The following is a 16,951-nucleotide window of genomic DNA, read 5'->3' as shown; positions in this document are numbered from 1 at the left end:
CCGCTGAGATAGCTGGGCACCAAACATGAAAAACGAAAAACCAAAAAATAATAAATACAACCGATCCGCAGCGCCGTCATCGCGTCCGGGTGCTGCCAAAGCAGCGCGGTCGCGGGAGAAAGGCGCCGAAAAAGCCGGTCAACGGCCCATTAAACAGGCAAACTCATTCCTGGACGAAGTAAAAGATGATCTGATCGCGTTCTTTCAGATCAATGACGAGCAGACGTTCACGCAGGATCAGGTGCTGGATCACTTTGACGTGGGCGATCGGAAAATGAAGCTGATTATGCACGGCCTGATCGGTGAGTTAAGCGATGAAGGGGCCATTATCCGTAACGATGATGGCAGCTACCGGGCTAACAAAGGTGCCAATACCATTGACGGCGTGGTTGATCACGTTAACTCCCGCTTTGCCTTCGTCATTCCCGACACGGCCACTGGTATTCGCGGTGATCGCGATGATGATATCTGGGTATCGACCGACGACCTGAACGGTGCCGTCGATGGTGACCGGGTTAAGGTCGTTCGCTTTGCCGATTCGCGCAGCGGATCAGGCGGACGTTCCCGTCGGCGGATTGAGGGCAAGGTTGCCAGCGTAATTGAACGCGGCCGGGCCGAACTGGTTGGCCGGATTGAAACGTGGCCTACGTATGGCTTTGTGATTCCGGACAATAAGAAGTTCTACGAAGATATATTCATTCCGGAAGATAAACTGGGCGGGGCCAATGATGGTGAAAAAGTAATCATTCGCCTGACGAAATATCCGGACGGAAAAGGCGGCAAACAGCGCTTTGAGGGTGAAGTTATCACCGTACTAGGCGTTGCTGGGCAAAACAACACCGAAATGCACGCTATTCTGGTGGAGTTTGGCTTGCCGATTGATTTCCCCGAGGATGTAGAAAAGGAAGCCGAACGGATTTCAACGGAGATTCCGGAGCAGGAGATCGCCAAACGGCGCGACATGCGTACGACAACGACCTTCACAATTGATCCGGTCGACGCCAAAGATTTTGATGATGCCTTGTCGGTGCAGATTCTCGATAATGGCAACTTCGAGATTGGTATTCACATTGCCGACGTAACGCACTACGTAGTACCCGGCTCGAAACTGGAGGAAGAGGCTTACAAACGCGCGACGTCTGTTTATCTGGTAGACCGCGTGGTGCCGATGCTACCTGAAAAGCTGTCGAATGGACTCTGTTCGCTACGTCCAAATGAGGATAAACTGACGTTCTCAGCAGTTTTCGAGCTTACGCCCGAAGCCAAAATCGTAAACGAGTGGTTTGGTCGTACGATCATTCACTCCGACCGCCGATTTGCTTACGAAGAAGCACAGGAGATCCTGGACAACGAGCAAGGAGATTTCATTACGGAGCTGTTGCTGCTGAACGAACTGGCCTACAAACTCCGCGACGAGCGCTTCAAGAAGGGAGCTATCAATTTTGAAACGGTAGAGGTGCGTTTCAAACTGGACGAAGAAGGTATCCCTATTGCGGTGTACCCGAAAATTCGGCAGGATACGAACAAACTTATTGAGGAGTTTATGCTGCTGGCTAATAAACGCGTGGCAGAATACGTCCATTCCCTGTCGAAACGGAACAAAGACGGCGAGGAAAATACGATGGTCTACCGGATTCACGAAGGACCCGACAGCGACCGGCTTCAGCAATTCGCAGATTTTGCGGGACGACTAGGTTACAAACTCAAACTGGACGACGAGCACCTGTCGAATTCGATGAACCGGTTCATGGCCAGCATCGAAGGCAAACCCGAAGCAAACATGCTCTCGCAATTGGCAGTACGCACCATGTCGAAAGCGCGGTACAGCACCGAAGACCTGGGCCACTTTGGGCTGGCGTTTAAGCGGTATTCGCACTTTACGTCGCCCATTCGTCGCTATCCTGATATGATGGCGCACCGGTTGTTGCAGCACTACCTCGACCGGGGCAAACCCGTTGAGCAGGAGCCGCTGGAAGAGCAGTGCAAACATGCATCGGCCCGCGAGAAAATGGCATCTGACGCCGAACGCGCCAGCATCAAATACAAGCAGGTGGAATTCATGAGCCGTATGGAGCCCGGTCGGACGTTCGATGGGGTTATCTCGGGCGTGACGGAGTTCGGAATTTTCGTGGAGATCACAGAAAACAGCTGCGAAGGACTTGTCCGGATGCAGGATCTGAGCGACGATTTCTACGAGTACGACAAAGATAACTACCGCATTATCGGCCAGCGAACCAAGAAGATGTACACCTTCGGCGATCAGGTCGAAGTACGCGTCAAGGAAACCAATCTGGCTCGTCGGAGCATGGATTTCGCGCTGGTAAGCGACAAGGCCGGACGCGCTACAGATGCCGGTCGCGACGTAACGTTTGGCGGTAGACGCCGATCCGATCGGGGAGAGGACCGCAGTTCCAGAAACTCCAGAGGAAGCCGTTCGGGTAGTGCGTCTTCCCGCAGTTCCTCTTCCCGTCAGGAAGGACCAGCCGCCAAAGGTCAGAACCGGCGCGGTGGCCGCGGACGGCGGTAGTAGTACGTAATAAAGCTAGCCCGGCAGATTATATCTGCCGGGCCTTTTTATCGATAAACCAGACAACAAACTATGGACGAATTCATGCAGGAAGCTATTCGGCAGGCCCAAAAAAGTTTGAGCGAAGGCGGTATTCCCATCGGCTCGGCGCTCATTAAAAAAGGTAAGCTCGTTGCGTCGGGGCATAATAAGCGGGTGCAGGAGGATAACCCGATTCTGCACGGCGAAATGGACTGCCTGAATAATGCCGGTCGGGTGGGTTCGTTTCGTGACACGGTGATTTACTCGACGCTGATGCCATGCTACATGTGCGCCGGCACCATCGTACAGTTCAAGATTCCGAAGGTGATCGTGGGCGAGTCGCGGACGTTTGCCGGGGCGCGGGAGTTCATGGAACAGCATGGCGTTGAGGTTATCGACCTGGATTTACCCGAGTGTGTTGACATGATGAATCAGTTCATCGCTGACAAGCCAACTCTCTGGAATGAGGATATTGGCGAGCTATAAATCAAACCGCTTACGAAATAAGTAACGGTATTTTGGTAGGTTGTTTACTTCAGGGCGTTTGGCAATCCGGCAAAAGCTTATTTTGCTGACTTGGAACCGTAACGTGCTGAACCTGTGAAACTTTACTGCGTACTAACTACGCTGATAGCGCTGTGCATCTTAAGTACCGATGCACACGCCCAGCGATCCGAAATCTGGCGGGAGAAACCCGGTACCTGGCTGCTGAACGCTGGCCTGGGGACAACACACTATACCGGCGATATGAGCCAATGGGGTGATCTGTCTCATCTGCGCCTGGGGGCGGCCCTAAGCGTTGCTGCTGCTTATCGGCTGTCCAGGCAACTTAGCTTTCGGGCCGAAACGCAGGTGTACTACGTCCGGGGTAGCCAGCGTGGAACGGAACTCAGTTACAATAACCTGTCCTTTTTTAGCATCAATCCCGAGCTCTGGGCCGGAATGCAGGTCGATTTCTGGCCGGTTGACGATCGGCACAAAGCGAGTATACCGTATGCGCTGGCGGGTGTTGGACTGACCTATATGACCCCCCAGACTACGTACAAGGAACAGTCCTACAGTCTGGCGCCCCTCCATACCGAAGGCGTCGACTACAGTCGGCTTCCGCTTATTGTTCGGTATGGACTGGGGGTGCCCGTGCTGGCGACCGACCGGTTCAAATTACACCTGGAAGGGACCTACACCCACGTGCTGAGCGATTATCTGGACGATGTCAGTACAATCTATCCCGACCGCAGTACCATGAGCCCGGTTGCGGCTGCGCTGTCCGACCGCCGGGCCGAGATTGGCTTAGAGCCTAACAAGGTTGGTGAACAACGCGGAAACAGCGACCGGAATGATGGCTATTTTATCCTGTCGGCGCGGTTTATTTTTGTCCTGATGACGCCCAACCAACGGAATTACCGCCGGATGTTTGGCGGTTAGGGTTTTGGGGCTATTTGCCTTATTTTTGGCCAAAACTAGGTGAGTTATTGCCCGAACCGAATGAGTCCAGCTATTTTCATTGACGCAATCCAAAACGAACTTCAGCTTACGCAATACGGGCAGAATCCGCCCGAACTTTACGATCCGATTCGCTATATCATGAGCCTGGGCGGGAAGCGGATGCGTCCGCTACTGACCCTGATGGCAGCATCGCTCTTCACCGACGACTGGCAGAAAGCCGTCAAACCGGCGTTGGGGGTGGAGGTATTTCATAATTTCACGCTGATGCACGACGATATTATGGACCAGGCGCCACTACGTCGGGGCCAGCCCACTGTGCACGAAAAATGGAATCAGAATAGCGCTATTCTGTCGGGTGATGTGATGCTGGTGAATGCCTATGATTTGCTACTAAACGTAGAGCCCAGTAAACTACAGCCTATTATGCTCCGGTTTAGCCGGACGGCGGCCGAAGTTTGCGAAGGTCAGCAGCTCGACATGAATTTTGAAACGCGCTGGGACGTTACCGAGGCCGAATATATCGAGATGATCCGGTTGAAAACGTCAGTGCTGCTGGGCTACGCGCTCGAACTGGGTGGCCGCATCGCCGGTGCCTGCGACGAATCGACCCGGCAACTGTACGATGGTGGCGTAAACATCGGCATTGGCTTTCAGTTGAAAGATGATCTGCTGGACGTGTACGGCGACCCGGCGAAATTTGGCAAACAGGTAGGCGGGGACATTATTGCCAACAAAAAAACTTTCCTGCTGATCGAAGCGCTGGAACAGGCAGAAGGCAGCGCGAAAGAAGAACTGATCGGCTGGCTCAACGCCATCGAGTTCGACAAGGCCGAAAAAGTGCAGGCTGTTACGGCCATTTATGATAAATTAGGTATTCGGGAGCTAACCGAAAACCGGATCAACATGTATTTCGACCGCGGGTTTGATTGTTTTGAAAAGATCAACGCTGATACTGACCGGAAAAACGTACTGATTCAATTTACCCGCCAACTGATCGAACGAGAAAGCTGATATGAGTGTCACTATCCTAATAATTGTCGTTACTGCCATTCTTAGCGTCTGGGCGTGGAATAACGCTACTATCATGTACGGCTGGGTCCTGAATCCGTACGACGTAGTAAGCAAGAACCAGTACTATCGGCTGCTTACCTCAGGCTTTCTGCATGCCGACTGGGGGCACCTGATCTTCAACATGATTACCCTCTACGCCTTTGGGGGCGTTGTCGAATACCTGTTCAGCATGCTGTTCGGACTGGTAGGCCCGACTTATATACTGGGCTTTTATCTGGCTGGGATTGTGGTGTCGGATATCCCAACGCTGATCAAGCACCGCAACGACCGCAACTACAACTCGCTGGGCGCTTCGGGGGGGGTATCGTCAATCGTTTTCGCGGCTATCATGTTCAGCCCACTGCAGAAGATTTACATTTTCTTTATTCCTATCGGGATTCCGGGCTTCATCTTTGGCGGCATGTATCTGGCCTATTCGTACTACGAAGCACGTCAGAACCGCGGCAATGTCAACCACGATGCCCACTTCTACGGCGCTCTGTTTGGCGTGATCTGTATGATTCTGATCTACCCACCGGTGTTGCCACAATTTATCGAGCAGATAAGTAACTGGCGCCTTTTCTGATCTTACGTTGTAGCCTATGTTTCGGCTATTCGGGCAACCCTATCCAGCGAACGATTCGCTCGCGAAAAACCTCCGGCGGTCAGCCTTGATTGGCCTGTTCGTTGGTTTGTTTCTGCTCGTGTTTCAGCCGTTTAATCTTAGCCTGTGGAAAACCGACTACAAGGCGTTAAAGCTGCTGGGTTTCGGTGTGGTAACTGCCGTCGTCACAGCCGTGAATTTTATTGTCTGGCCCCGTCTGTTTCCCCGGCAGTTTTCGGAAACAAAATGGACCGTTGGGCGCGAGATTCTGCTCATCACGTTTAATATTCTGCTGATTGCTGTCACGAACGGTTTCTACATGGCCGCCTTAATCGGTGACCTTAGGCTGACGGGGCTAAACTGGGTGAGCATGGTTCTGGTTACGTACCTGGTCGGTTTGTTCCCCGTTACGGGTGTAGTGCTGCTCAATTACATTGCCCAACTGCGAAAATACAGCCGGGCAGCCGCCGAGTTACCGGTACATTCAGTACCGTCCCCGGAATCGGTTTCGATGCCAGACGAGATAAAAGAACAGGCTAGCAATACAGTAGAGTTTGTTGCCGAGAACGAAAAAGACAAACTGGTTATCACCGCTACCGACTTATTGTATGTCGAATCGAGTGACAACTACTGCACAATCGTCTACCTGAAAAATGGTCAGCCCGTCAAGCCCTTGCTGCGGAGTAGCCTGAGCCGTCTGGAAAACCAGCTGAACCAGTCCCACATTGTCCGGTGTCACCGTTCTTACCTGGTGAATCTGGACCGCGTTGAGCGCGTAACGGGCAACGCGCAGGGCTACAAACTTCACCTGCTGAACAATCAATTTATTGTCCCTGTCTCCCGCCAGTATAACGATACGCTGGTTGCCGAATTGAAAGCTTTGTAATTGGTCCCCCCGTCTGTCCCGACGAGTGTTCATCTTTGTCATTCGCCCCAAAAAATGCCGTACAGCCCTTTATAGGGCCATTTTCGATTTCGTCGCTGTATGTTTGCTTCATCCAAACGCAAACCAAAAACAGCCATGAAAACGCTGATCGTTATCCTACTGATTACCCACATTGCCGCCGGTATGATTGCCTTATTAACGGGCCTAGTACCTATGTTCTCGAAAAAAGGAGGTAAGCTACACAACCGCTCTGGTCTGATCTATGTCTATTGCATGATTACCGTGGCGATCACTGCGCTGTTGCTGTGCGGACTTCAGCCGTTCAAAATGATGCGGCTGTTTCTGACCGGCATTGCCGTGTTTAGTTTTTACCTGTGCTTTACGGGATGGCGCGCTACCAGCCAGAAGATGGGACGGATCACTACGTTTGATCGGGGGCTAACCTACGTAACACTGGTGGTAAGCGCATCAATGATTGGCTTTGGCCTATATCTGGTCAGTCAGCCGATTAATTCAATTTTTCCTATTCTGTTCACGTTTTTCGGCGTGTTAACAGGCGTATTTGCGTCGAAAGACGTTCGGCAGTTTGGTAAGCCAACCGAAAGAATGCACTGGTTCTTTCAGCACTTTATCCGGATGGGTGGCTCGTACATCGCTACGTTCACGGCCGCGCTGGTAAATAACGTCGATCGCCTGTTGCCCGATAATGCGCCTGATTGGTCGGCGACGGCAGCCTGGATTCTGCCCAGCCTGATCGGTGGCATGCTCATTGGGCGGACCGTGAAGTATTACAAGGAGAAATTCAGCACCTCTGCCCGAAAGGTAGTAGCGGTTTAAGGTTTCAGCAGTGCTTTTGCCACGGGCAACGCCTTTTCGGCCCACAGCTTCATCTGCTTCCCCGAATAATGTAGTCCATCGTTGGCGAACTGCGTAGCATCACCGGTAGCCTGGCGGCTTATGGGTGTAATATCAACGTACGAAACGCCTGCTTTCTGGCATTCTGCCTGCGCAATCGCGTTAAACGTATCGATTTCGGCCGCAATCGTCTCCGGGTTGCGGCCGTTGGCGTAAGGTGATTTACCCCAGTCGGGAATGGAAAGCACAAAGACGTGGCTGGCGTTTCCTTTCGCAAACGTAATGGCTGTTTTCAGCAGAGCTTCAAACTCGGTTCGATACCGTTCCTGGCTCTGACCCCGATATTGGTTGTTCACGCCGATCATGAGCGACACCAGATCATACTGATTTGTATTGCCGCTGGTGCCAATAGCGGCCTGTAGCTCGGCCGTTGTCCAACCCGTACGGGCAATAATATCCGGATCACCTACGTCCAGTCCGTCCTTACGCAACATGCCTGCCAATTGTACGCTCCAGCGAGCCGACGCATCGACGCTTTCACCAATGGTGTAGGAGTCCCCGAGGGACAAAAAACGGTACGTCGACTTTGCTCCGTTGGGATTCAGAACCATAGTGGGTGTTGTTGAGAGCTGCGTGCAGGCAACCAAAATAGGAAGAAACAACAGAAGAACTTTCATACGAGTAGGTCTTTTGCGAGCGGGCTAATAAGGAGATATACGACGGAGTACGCTTCTAGGATGGGTAGAGTATAAAAATGGCCAGCCAGGTAAGTTGATTATAGTACGGGCTGGATTTATTTTTACACTTACGCATCAAAAGCAACAAAATACTCTTTTCTGTGTACAAGCAATCTCCCTCCCGATTTTGGGCTGTTACTTCGTCGAGACGTATACTCGCTCTGTCGGCCGTTGGTGTACTGGCGGGCGGTCTGTTCGTGAATGCCTACCAACAACGATCGCTGAACAGCGCATCGAAACCGTTTCTGGAACAGTTATTCGCGCAGTTGACCGATGATGATAAACACGACCCGAAGTATGCCGTTGGTAGCCTGAATGTAGCGCCGGGTTTGGAAGCAACTTTGTTTGCGGCCGAGCCCATGTTGATCAACCCGACCGACATTGATGTGGACGAAAAAGGCCGCGTCTGGGTGTGCGAAGCGTACAACTACCGCCCGGCCATCAATGGTAACCCAACCCGCAAGGAAGGTGACCGGATTGTTATCCTGGAGGATCAGAATGGCGACGGAAAAGCCGACGTGAGTAAGGTTTTTTACCAGGGGGCTGATCTGGAGTCGCCCCTGGGTATCTGGGTGCACGGCAACCAGGTTATCGTTTCCGATAGCCCGAACGTATGGGTATTTACTGACGAAAACGGCGATGATAAGGCCGACAAGAAAGAGCTGCTCTTCACGGGTATCAGTGGCGAACAACATGACCACGGGATGCATACCTTTATTTTCGGACCAGACGGGAAGTGGTATTTCAACTTTGGTAACGAAGGGGGGCAACTGAAAGATAAAGACGGTAATCCGGTCATTGATCAGGTAACGGGCAAGCCCATCGATAAAGAGAATTTCCGGCAGGGGATGGCGTTTCGCTGTGATCCCGGTGGGAAAAACGTCGAGGTGCTGGGCCAGAATTTCCGGAACCCTTATGAACTGGCAGTCGACTCCTACGGTACGGTCTGGCAATCGGATAACGACGATGATGGCAACAAGGGAACACGTATCAACTACGTCATGGAGGGCGGCAGCTACGGCTATACTGATGAGCTGACCGGCGCGGGCTGGCAGGCCAACCGGACGAACCGGGAGCAGGAAATCCCGCTGCGCCACTGGCACCTGAACGATCCGGGTACGGTACCTAATATGCTGCAAACTGGCGCGGGTTCGCCAACGGGGATTATCGTGTACGAAGGCGATTTGTTGCCCGAGCAGTTCCGTAATCAGGTCATTCACTGCGATGCGGGTCCGAACGTAGTACGGTCTTATCCCACTCAGCAAAATGGTGCGGGGTACAAAGCTTCGATTGTCAATCTGCTGGAAGGCGCTCGTGACCAATGGTTCCGTCCGGCGGACGTATGCGTCGCGCCCGATGGGTCATTGATCATTGCCGACTGGTATGATCCGGGTGTTGGTGGCCACCAGGCGGGTGACCAGCAGCGGGGGCGTATTTACCGACTGGCTCCCCCAAATTCGCCATACAAATTACCTACTCTGAACGTAACAACGACGGAGGGGGCCATTCAGGCGCTGCAAAGTCCGAGCATGGCCTTTCGCTATGCGGGCTGGAATGCGCTGCGGGCGATGGGCAACAAGGCCGAGAAACCACTGGCGGCTCTGTACAAAAACTCAACCAACCCACGGATGCAGGCGCGGGCGCTCTGGTTGCTGAGCAAGCTGGATACCGGTAAAAAATACCTGGAAACGGCGCTGAAAAGCCCGAACCCGGATCTGCGTATTACTGCGCTACGGGCCGCTCGCGAGCAGAAAGTAGATATTATTCCTTACGTAAAACAACTCCTCAAAAATCCGGTAGCTGGCGCAGGTGACGCTGCTGTGCGTCGCGAATGTGCCATTGCGCTACGTCGTAATACGTCGCCCGAGGCTCCTGCCCTGTGGGCACAGTTGGCCAGTAAGCACGATGGTACCGACCGCTGGTATCTGGAAGCGCTGGGTATTGGCGCCGAAGGCAACTGGGATAGTTATTACGCTGCTTGGCTGAAACAGCAGCAGGCCGACCCGATTGCCAATGCGGCTGGCCGGGATATTGTCTGGCGCGCCCGGACGAAAGAGTCTGTACCCTTACTGGCTAAACTAGCGGGCGACCAAGCTACGCCACTCGACCAGCGGCTGCGGTATTTCCGGGCTTTTGATTTCAACCCGGCTGGTGCCGAAAAATCGAACGCTTTACTGGCTATGTTGCAGGCAAACAGCGGTTCGGTGGAAGTAACCAAGCTGGCGTTACGTCACCTGGACCCTGCTTTTGCGAAAACGTCGCCCGTCGCGGCCAAAGCCCTAAACACATTGTTGGATGATGTCTACAAAACGCAGCCCCAGGAATATATTGAGCTCGTTGCTCGTTACGAACCTGCTTCGGAAAACGACCGCTTGCTGCAACTGGCCATGGCCAAACCGCTGGAGGGCGTTGGTCGGGATGCCACGCGGCAACTGCTGAAGCAGAAAGGATCACCACTGGTCTGGAACGTTCTCAACAGTAACGACATGAAATCAGCCCAAACAATGATATCGGCGTTACGTCGGGTGGGTACAAAAGAATCGATCGACATTCTCAAAACGGTGGCGCTGGACGAGAAACGGTCTGCGGACCTGCGCCGGGATGCAACCCGGGCACTGGGTGGCAGCTACGATGGCGAAGATGTGGTTTTGGCGTTACTTCGCTCGGGTGAGATCAAAGGACCGTACAAAACGGCAGCTGTGCAGGGGGTGAGTGGTGCCTGGCGAAAAATGATCCACCAGGAAGCCGCTACGTACCTGGATGCAGCCGCTACCGCCGGTAAGAAACTGCCGTCGATGCAGGAGCTGATGGCTATGAATGGTGATGCCACCCGTGGACTGACCGTTTTTAAAACGAACTGCGCGGTCTGCCATCAGGTAAACGGTGAAGGAATGGACTTTGGGCCGAAACTCTCTGAGATTGGTTCCAAATTGCCTAAAGAAGGTCAATACCTGGCTATTCTGCAGCCTGATGCGGGCATCAGCTTCGGTTACGAAGGCTACGAAATCAAATTCAAGGATGGCAGCACGGTGGCCGGAATCATTTCGAGCAAGACCGAAACGGACTTGCAGGTCAAATTTCCGGGTGGGGTTGTCTCCAATTACAAAACTGCCGACGTAGTATCGATGAAGCAGCTTGATTCGTCGATGATGCCGGCGGGTCTTCAGGAAGCGATGAGTACTCAGGAACTGGTCGACCTGGTTCAATACCTGTCAACTCTAAAAAAGAAACAATAATTGTCCAACAGTAGACCGCTTCGGCGGGGAACCCCTTTCCTTTTTTATGCAACGACGTAGTTTCGTGAAATCAACATTAGGCGTAGCCGGAACGGCCATGTCAACAGGAGTGCTTGGTGGTGTAGCCTCGGGCGTATCAGCGGCAAAGCACACGTTTAAGCTTAAATATGCCCCCCACTTTGGCATGTTTGAGAACAGCGCCGGAAAAGACCCCATCGATCAGCTTAAGTACATGGCTGACTTAGGATTCACCGCGCTGGAAGACAATGGGATGATGGGTCGCGATCCGGCCATGCAGGAAAAAATTGGTAAGGAAATGCAGCGCCTGGGAATGACAATGGGCGTATTCGTACTCGATAAAGGTGGCAACTCCCAGAATACACTGGCGGCTAATAAACCAGAACACGTTGAGATCTTCCTGAACGGATGCCGGAAGGCGGTAGAAACCGCAAAGCGCTGTAATGCGAAATTCACGACAGTCGTACCCGGCGATTTCGACCGAAGCCTACCGATTGGCGTGCAGACCGGCAACGTAATCGACGCACTACGTCGGGGAACCGAAATTCTGGAGCCGGCGGGTCTGACTATGGTGCTGGAGCCGCTCAGCGATACGCCCAATCTGTTCCTGCGTACGTCCGATCAGACGTACGAAATCTGCCGGGCGGTGAATAGCCCGTCGTGCAAGATCCTGTTCGACGTGTACCACATGCAGAAAAACGAAGGGCACATCATTCCGCACATCGACTGGACCTGGAAAGAAATTGGCTATTTCCAGATGGGTGACAATCCCGGTCGGAACGAGCCAACAACCGGCGAAATCAACTACAAAAACATCTTCAAGCACATCTACCAGAAAGCTAAAGCCGAAAACAAGGAATTCATTTTCGGGATGGAGCACGGCAAATCAAAGCCCGGCAAAGAAGGCGAAGAAGCGCTGGTGAAGGCGTATGTGGAGGTGGATAGTTTTACGGTGTAGAGGAGGAAAGGGAGGATGGAGGAAGGGGAGGAGAGGGGTAATAAAATCCCTTTTGTCCCCTTCCTCCATCCTCCCTTTCCTTCCTTTTTTACAATACTACCACTGAGTTTTCTTCTCCTGAAACTCCGCTGGCTACGTATTTATCGGCTTCCCAGTCATTTTCCCAGGTGTTGCCGTCGAGGACAAAGCGATACTGATATTCGTTACCTACGGGCAGTTCGACGGTCGCTTTGAACGAGCCATCTTTCTGTTTCTTCAATTCCTGGGCTGTCGTATCCCAGTCATTAAATTCACCGGCTACAAAGACTTTCTTGGCCCCATTGACAGCTTCCGCTGGCAATGCAAACGTTACTTTACAAACAGGTTTACTTTTGAGGAATTGTTTGGCAACTGCCATATTGGTTAACTATTTAGTTTCTGCTGCAAAATTATAGCACTAAATAAATAAAGTCATAACAATCAAGTGGTTGAGTACAAAGATTCTTAAAATAATACTAAAAGCTATGCCTTGTATTATAGTTATATGAAGTATAAACCTGCTGGTAGAACATAAAATCTATCCAATTTGCAGAAATTTATTCGCGATTTGCCGGACCGTTTCGATTCGTTCTGGAAATGAACCGCTTACCAGAACATAGGATATAGAACGCTGGTCGAGTTCGTTCCGAAAGCGGGTCATCATCTCCTGACGCCGTTCGCCAAGGTCGCGTAATCCATCCGCAATCCAGGGTACATCGATGTCCAGCAGGACGTACTGATCGTACTGAATTCGCTTTTCAAGCTCGTACAAAACCGGCGGTATTTCATGCAGATAAACCGCCGAATAAATCTGCGTCGTGATCAGGTCGGTGTCGCAGAACAGAATCCGGTTGGCCTCTTGTTCGGCGGCTTCTACAGCTGCGGTCTGGGCGTAACCGATCTGGATAATATCGTCTCGCGAAAAATCATTGGTGAAGACCATGTCCCGAGAAACCTCAGGCACAAAAACCGTCTGATACTCTTCCGCCAATTGCCGGGCCATGGTCGTTTTACCGACGCTCTCGGGGCCATATAGGCAGATCTTAACGACAGGCGTTGGGGCAGGTTCAATACTCATGCCGGGCGGGTTGAATAGGATCGGTATTCACGGGTCCAGTACCAGGCTCCCTGAAAGGCAACCAGACAAAAAACGGCGTATTCCAGGCTAATGAACTTCACGCCTTTGATGTAGTAGATGTAAGTGCTGATCAGGTCGACCAGCAGCCAGACCCACCAGCATTCCAGCTTCTTCTGAATCATCATGAACGTACCAATAATACTCATGACCGTCGTGAACGAGTCGAGGTAGGGAAACGCGCTCGGCTGACTAAACGCAACCGGAAACCAGACGTGCAGATTCTGGGCGAAGGTGCCCAGCGCGAGCGTAGCAACCAGACCGCCCAGCAGCGACAGGTATAAGGGTTTACCTAGCAGCCGGGTGATGCGTAATTCGTTCTGCGCGTCGGCCTCACCCGCTTTGGGGTGGGTCCAGCGCCACCAGCCCTGCAGGTTCGTCACCAGGAAAAACACCTGTAGAAACATGTCCGGATAGAGCTGAACCTGATAGAACAGAAAGAAAAAGAGCGTAACACTGGCGGCACCTACGGGCCAGCTCCAGACGTTGGCCCGAGCCGCCAGAAAAGTAGCTAGAGCGCCCAGCATAGCCCCAACGAACTCCAGGTAACTCATAGAGTATCCCCAGACGGAAAAAAAAATGGTATTGATATCGAAAAAGTCGGTCATTCCGGAGCGGATCAGGCGGGCTTCGTTTACCTTTAGTGCTACAAGTATACAGCGCAATTCGCTTTTGGAAGACCCGTACAGACAGTTCTGCCGCGAACTCGTTATGACAATTGATACCCCCCGCCTGACGCTGAGGCCGCTCACGCTCGAGCAGCTGGCTTTGCACGTTGCCAACGATCAACGACTGGAGCAGTCGTTGGGATTACGAAAAGGTCACCGGGCTGTGGTAGAGCCTGTGTTGAGTGTCATTACCCATTTCACAATTCCCCGCCTGCGCGACCCCAAAAACGACCCGCTGTTTCATACGATGTGGATCGCCATTGACCGGCAAACCAAACAAATTGTGGCAGAAGCTAAATTCAAGGGCGAACCCGACGAAACGGGAACCGTCGAGATTGGCTACGGTACGTATCCGGCTTACCAGCGGAAGGGGTACATGACCGAGATGGTGAGTGGCATGGTTGAGTGGGCCGGGCAGCAGCCCGAAGTCTGGCGCGTTGTAGCCGATACCGACGTGGAGAACGTAGCGTCGCAGAAAGTGCTCGAAAAAAACCAGTTCCAGCTATTCGACCGAATCGAAGACATGCTGTGGTGGGAGCGGCTGTTTGATTGATTCTTTTGAAGGAAGAGGAGATACTGGAAACAAAAGAAGGTCGATCAACTCGGCTGTTGCCTGTTGATCGACCTTGCTATATCTGGAAGATGGCGCTTTAGACCGCGAAGCTTTCGCCACAGCCGCAGGTACGGGTAGCGTTTGGATTCTTAAACTGGAATCCCTTGCCGTTCAGACCATCTGAAAAATCAAGTTCGGTACCGGCGAGGTATAGTAGACTTTTGCGGTCTACCAGGATTTTAATGCCTTTGTCCTCAACCAGGTGATCGGTTGGTTGCTGCGTCGCATCAAATTGCAGGTCATACATCAGACCCGAGCAACCACCGCCTTCAACGGCTACGCGGATGGCAGTGTCGTCGGCAAGACCGTCTTTATGACGGAGTTCAATTATCTTATTTTTGGCAATTTCTGAAACAGTGACCATTGGTAACGGGGGTCTATGTTGACGCGAATCAATGCTAATCTCTTAACTTTCCGCCAAACGGAAAAGTTCTTTATCTACTTATGCTGGTCAGCAACAAATCAAACTGACTGGCTAAGCCGCTCGTTTAGAGGGAAGAGCGATTATGATTAGTCCAGAATGAGTAAGCAAACGAAAGGGTTTTTAGTAAGTTTATTTTTGTGCCTGACAGCGGTCGCACATGGGCAGGCCGTTGTTGGATCGGCCCGGTACACACAACCCGGCGTTGACGTAGTAAATTATAATTTTTCGCTAACCATCAGCGACTCGACCAATCAGATTCAGGGTGAAACAACAATCCGGTTTACCCGCGCCGACGATCGTCAGACGGTCTGGTTCGATCTGGTTGGCAGTAAAGACAATGCGGCAGCGGGCATGCGTGTGCGGGAGGTAGTAACCGCCGATAAAAAAACGATCCCCTTCACGCAACGTAACGATAAGGTCTTTATCAACTTACCTCCGGCGCCTAACCTGCCAACGGAGGTTACGATTACGTATGAAGGCGTTCCGGCTCGGGGGCTGATCATCAGCAAAAATAAATTCGGGGAACGGACCTTCTTTGGCGATAACTGGCCCAACAACGCCCGTCATTACCTGCCCGTGGTCGATCACCCATCCGACAAGGCGACCTGCTCGTTTAGTGTCAACGCCCCGGCTACGTACCGCGTGATCTCGAACGGAAAATACATCGGCGAAACCGCTTTGCCGGGCAACCGAAAGCTGACACGCTGGCAGGAAAGCACGCCCATTCCTACGAAAGTGATGGTGATTGGGGCAGCCCGCTTTGCTGTCGATGAGGTTGGTTCGGTCAATGGTATTCCCGTACAAAGCTGGCTCTACCCACGCGATAGTCAGAAGGGTTTTGTCGATTACCGGCCTGCCAAAGAGATTCTGCAATATTTCATCAGCAGGATCGGGCCGTATGCCTTCGAGAAACTGGCCAACGTCGAGTCCACAACGGTGTTTGGCGGGATGGAAAATGCCAGTTGTATTTTCTACAACGAGAAAGCGATCGTTGGTAAGAAAGATTCGGATATGGAGGCCCTGCTGGCCCACGAGATCGCCCACCAGTGGTTCGGTAACTCGGCCACCGAAACCGACTGGTCGCAACTCTGGATGAGCGAGGGGTTTGCTACGTATTTTTCGGCGCTTTACCTCGAACATGCCTACGGTCGCGATACGCTCAACGCCGTGCTGAATCAGAATAAGGGACAGATTTTCCGGTACACGGCCCTGAAACCCAAAGCGACCATTATCGATTCCGTCACCACAAATCTAAATGACCTGCTGAACCCGCTGAATTACCAGAAAGGCGGCTGGGTGCTACACATGCTCCGGAACGAAGTGGGCGACGATACGTTCTGGAAGGGCATCCGGACGTACTACGAGCAGTTCCGCTTACGTAACGCGCAAACCAGCGATTTACAGGCTGTCATGGAAAACGTATCGGGTAAGAAGCTGGGACGCTTTTTTGAGCAGTGGCTCTACGAACCCGGCTACCCCGAAGTTGTGTGGGGTTCCAGTTACGATGCCGCTAAACAGGCGTTGGTGATCGATGCCCGGCAGGCGCAACGTAACGGGACGACCTTTACCATTCCGCTGACGTTCAGTTTCCGCGACGCCAGCGGACGAGAAATCCAGCGTTCCCCCCGCCTGACGATGGATCAGCAGAACCAAACATTTACGATACCGTTGTCTGCTAAACCCGCTTCCGTTGTCATCGACCCGGACAATGTCGTGCTGATGCGCGCTGTACAAATGGGTAAGTAAGGCACACTA

General features: G+C 52.4%; 16 protein-coding genes. 11 read left to right on the top strand and 5 right to left on the bottom strand.

Annotated elements, in window-relative coordinates; translation table 11 throughout:
• The first annotated feature begins 25 nt into the window (after nucleotides 1-25).
• The 7 genes from rnr (at nucleotide 26) to HU175_RS00940 (ending at nucleotide 7,371) form a co-directional block, all read left to right on the top strand.
• Nucleotides 26-2,527, top strand: coding sequence for a ribonuclease R (gene rnr, locus HU175_RS00970; RefSeq protein WP_176564806.1), 2,502 nt, complete (start codon nucleotides 26-28; stop codon nucleotides 2,525-2,527).
• 72 nt (nucleotides 2,528-2,599) lie between these two features.
• Nucleotides 2,600-3,034 carry a nucleoside deaminase gene (locus tag HU175_RS00965; protein ID WP_176564805.1) on the top strand — a complete coding sequence of 145 codons (435 nt, stop codon included), beginning with the start codon at nucleotides 2,600-2,602 and terminating at the stop codon, nucleotides 3,032-3,034.
• Between the two features lie 114 nt (nucleotides 3,035-3,148).
• The gene (locus HU175_RS00960; protein WP_228724278.1) at nucleotides 3,149-3,973 is read left to right on the top strand and encodes an outer membrane beta-barrel protein; all 825 of its coding nucleotides are present in this window, start codon (nucleotides 3,149-3,151) and stop codon (nucleotides 3,971-3,973) included.
• Nucleotides 3,974-4,033: 60 nt separating this feature from the next.
• Entirely contained in the window at nucleotides 4,034-5,005 is a 972-nt protein-coding gene (locus HU175_RS00955; protein ID WP_176564804.1) for a polyprenyl synthetase family protein, read from the top strand.
• A gap of 1 nt (nucleotide 5,006) precedes the next feature.
• Entirely contained in the window at nucleotides 5,007-5,630 is a 624-nt protein-coding gene (locus HU175_RS00950) for a rhomboid family intramembrane serine protease (protein ID WP_176564803.1), read from the top strand.
• A gap of 16 nt (nucleotides 5,631-5,646) precedes the next feature.
• Nucleotides 5,647-6,534 carry a LytR/AlgR family response regulator transcription factor gene (locus HU175_RS00945; RefSeq protein ID WP_176564802.1) on the top strand — a complete coding sequence of 296 codons (888 nt, stop codon included), beginning with the start codon at nucleotides 5,647-5,649 and terminating at the stop codon, nucleotides 6,532-6,534.
• Nucleotides 6,535-6,669: 135 nt separating this feature from the next.
• Entirely contained in the window at nucleotides 6,670-7,371 is a 702-nt protein-coding gene (locus HU175_RS00940; protein WP_176564801.1) for a DUF2306 domain-containing protein, read from the top strand.
• Here the strand turns inward: HU175_RS00940 and HU175_RS00935 are convergent.
• On the bottom strand, nucleotides 7,368-8,066 hold the full coding sequence (locus tag HU175_RS00935) for an SGNH/GDSL hydrolase family protein (protein ID WP_176564800.1): 699 nt from the start codon (nucleotides 8,064-8,066) through the stop codon (nucleotides 7,368-7,370). The genes HU175_RS00940 and HU175_RS00935 overlap by 4 nt on opposite strands.
• A 161-nt stretch (nucleotides 8,067-8,227) precedes the next feature.
• On the opposite strand from HU175_RS00935, the gene HU175_RS00930 reads away from it, so the two are divergent.
• Together HU175_RS00930 and HU175_RS00925 are read left to right on the top strand one after the other, a co-directional pair.
• Nucleotides 8,228-11,362: a PVC-type heme-binding CxxCH protein gene (locus tag HU175_RS00930; protein ID WP_176564799.1), complete on the top strand. Its 3,135-nt coding sequence runs from the start codon at nucleotides 8,228-8,230 to the stop codon at nucleotides 11,360-11,362.
• A 46-nt stretch (nucleotides 11,363-11,408) separates the two neighbouring features.
• Nucleotides 11,409-12,338 (top strand): hydroxypyruvate isomerase family protein, encoded by a 930-nt coding sequence (locus HU175_RS00925; protein WP_176564798.1) that lies wholly within the window; start codon nucleotides 11,409-11,411, stop codon nucleotides 12,336-12,338.
• Between the two features lie 88 nt (nucleotides 12,339-12,426).
• On the opposite strand, the gene HU175_RS00920 is transcribed toward HU175_RS00925, so the two are convergent.
• The 3 genes from HU175_RS00920 to pnuC form a co-directional block, all read right to left on the bottom strand.
• Entirely contained in the window at nucleotides 12,427-12,735 is a 309-nt protein-coding gene (locus HU175_RS00920; protein ID WP_176564797.1) for an isoamylase early set domain-containing protein, read from the bottom strand.
• A gap of 159 nt (nucleotides 12,736-12,894) precedes the next feature.
• Nucleotides 12,895-13,434, bottom strand: coding sequence for an AAA family ATPase (locus HU175_RS00915; protein ID WP_176564796.1), 540 nt, complete (start codon nucleotides 13,432-13,434; stop codon nucleotides 12,895-12,897).
• On the bottom strand, nucleotides 13,431-14,099 hold the full coding sequence (gene pnuC, locus HU175_RS00910) for a nicotinamide riboside transporter PnuC (protein ID WP_176569081.1): 669 nt from the start codon (nucleotides 14,097-14,099) through the stop codon (nucleotides 13,431-13,433). The genes HU175_RS00915 and pnuC overlap by 4 nt, the downstream gene beginning before the upstream one ends.
• Nucleotides 14,100-14,202: 103 nt before the next feature.
• On the opposite strand from pnuC, the gene HU175_RS00905 reads away from it, so the two are divergent.
• Nucleotides 14,203-14,712 (top strand): GNAT family N-acetyltransferase, encoded by a 510-nt coding sequence (locus tag HU175_RS00905; protein WP_176564795.1) that lies wholly within the window; start codon nucleotides 14,203-14,205, stop codon nucleotides 14,710-14,712.
• A 97-nt stretch (nucleotides 14,713-14,809) separates the two neighbouring features.
• Here HU175_RS00905 and HU175_RS00900 read toward each other — a convergent pair whose 3' ends face one another.
• Nucleotides 14,810-15,136, bottom strand: coding sequence for a HesB/IscA family protein (locus tag HU175_RS00900; RefSeq protein WP_176564794.1), 327 nt, complete (start codon nucleotides 15,134-15,136; stop codon nucleotides 14,810-14,812).
• Between the two features lie 156 nt (nucleotides 15,137-15,292).
• Between HU175_RS00900 and HU175_RS00895 the strand changes: the two genes are divergently transcribed.
• The gene (locus tag HU175_RS00895; protein WP_176564793.1) at nucleotides 15,293-16,942 is read left to right on the top strand and encodes a M1 family metallopeptidase; all 1,650 of its coding nucleotides are present in this window, start codon (nucleotides 15,293-15,295) and stop codon (nucleotides 16,940-16,942) included.
• Nucleotides 16,943-16,951 lie beyond the last annotated feature (9 nt).

It is taken from the genome of Spirosoma sp. KUDC1026, from assembly GCF_013375035.1.
GTDB lineage: Bacteria > Bacteroidota > Bacteroidia > Cytophagales > Spirosomataceae > Spirosoma.
The sequence above is the reverse complement of the archived record's forward strand: the minus strand, read 5'-3'. Positions and strand labels throughout refer to the sequence as shown.

What these genes read in the sequence shown, in the direction of transcription:
- rnr (WP_176564806.1), top strand. Translation starts at nt 26, where the DNA reads ATGAAAAACGAAAAACCAAAAAATAATAAATACAACCGATCCGCAGCG.
- HU175_RS00965 (WP_176564805.1), top strand. Translation starts at nt 2,600, where the DNA reads ATGGACGAATTCATGCAGGAAGCTATTCGGCAGGCCCAAAAAAGTTTG.
- HU175_RS00955 (WP_176564804.1), top strand. Translation starts at nt 4,034, where the DNA reads ATGAGTCCAGCTATTTTCATTGACGCAATCCAAAACGAACTTCAGCTT.
- HU175_RS00950 (WP_176564803.1), top strand. Translation starts at nt 5,007, where the DNA reads ATGAGTGTCACTATCCTAATAATTGTCGTTACTGCCATTCTTAGCGTC.
- HU175_RS00945 (WP_176564802.1), top strand. Translation starts at nt 5,647, where the DNA reads ATGTTTCGGCTATTCGGGCAACCCTATCCAGCGAACGATTCGCTCGCG.
- HU175_RS00940 (WP_176564801.1), top strand. Translation starts at nt 6,670, where the DNA reads ATGAAAACGCTGATCGTTATCCTACTGATTACCCACATTGCCGCCGGT.
- HU175_RS00935 (WP_176564800.1), bottom strand. Translation starts at nt 8,066, where the DNA reads ATGAAAGTTCTTCTGTTGTTTCTTCCTATTTTGGTTGCCTGCACGCAG.
- HU175_RS00925 (WP_176564798.1), top strand. Translation starts at nt 11,409, where the DNA reads ATGCAACGACGTAGTTTCGTGAAATCAACATTAGGCGTAGCCGGAACG.
- HU175_RS00920 (WP_176564797.1), bottom strand. Translation starts at nt 12,735, where the DNA reads ATGGCAGTTGCCAAACAATTCCTCAAAAGTAAACCTGTTTGTAAAGTA.
- HU175_RS00915 (WP_176564796.1), bottom strand. Translation starts at nt 13,434, where the DNA reads ATGAGTATTGAACCTGCCCCAACGCCTGTCGTTAAGATCTGCCTATAT.
- pnuC (WP_176569081.1), bottom strand. Translation starts at nt 14,099, where the DNA reads ATGACCGACTTTTTCGATATCAATACCATTTTTTTTTCCGTCTGGGGA.
- HU175_RS00905 (WP_176564795.1), top strand. Translation starts at nt 14,203, where the DNA reads ATGACAATTGATACCCCCCGCCTGACGCTGAGGCCGCTCACGCTCGAG.
- HU175_RS00900 (WP_176564794.1), bottom strand. Translation starts at nt 15,136, where the DNA reads ATGGTCACTGTTTCAGAAATTGCCAAAAATAAGATAATTGAACTCCGT.
- HU175_RS00895 (WP_176564793.1), top strand. Translation starts at nt 15,293, where the DNA reads ATGAGTAAGCAAACGAAAGGGTTTTTAGTAAGTTTATTTTTGTGCCTG.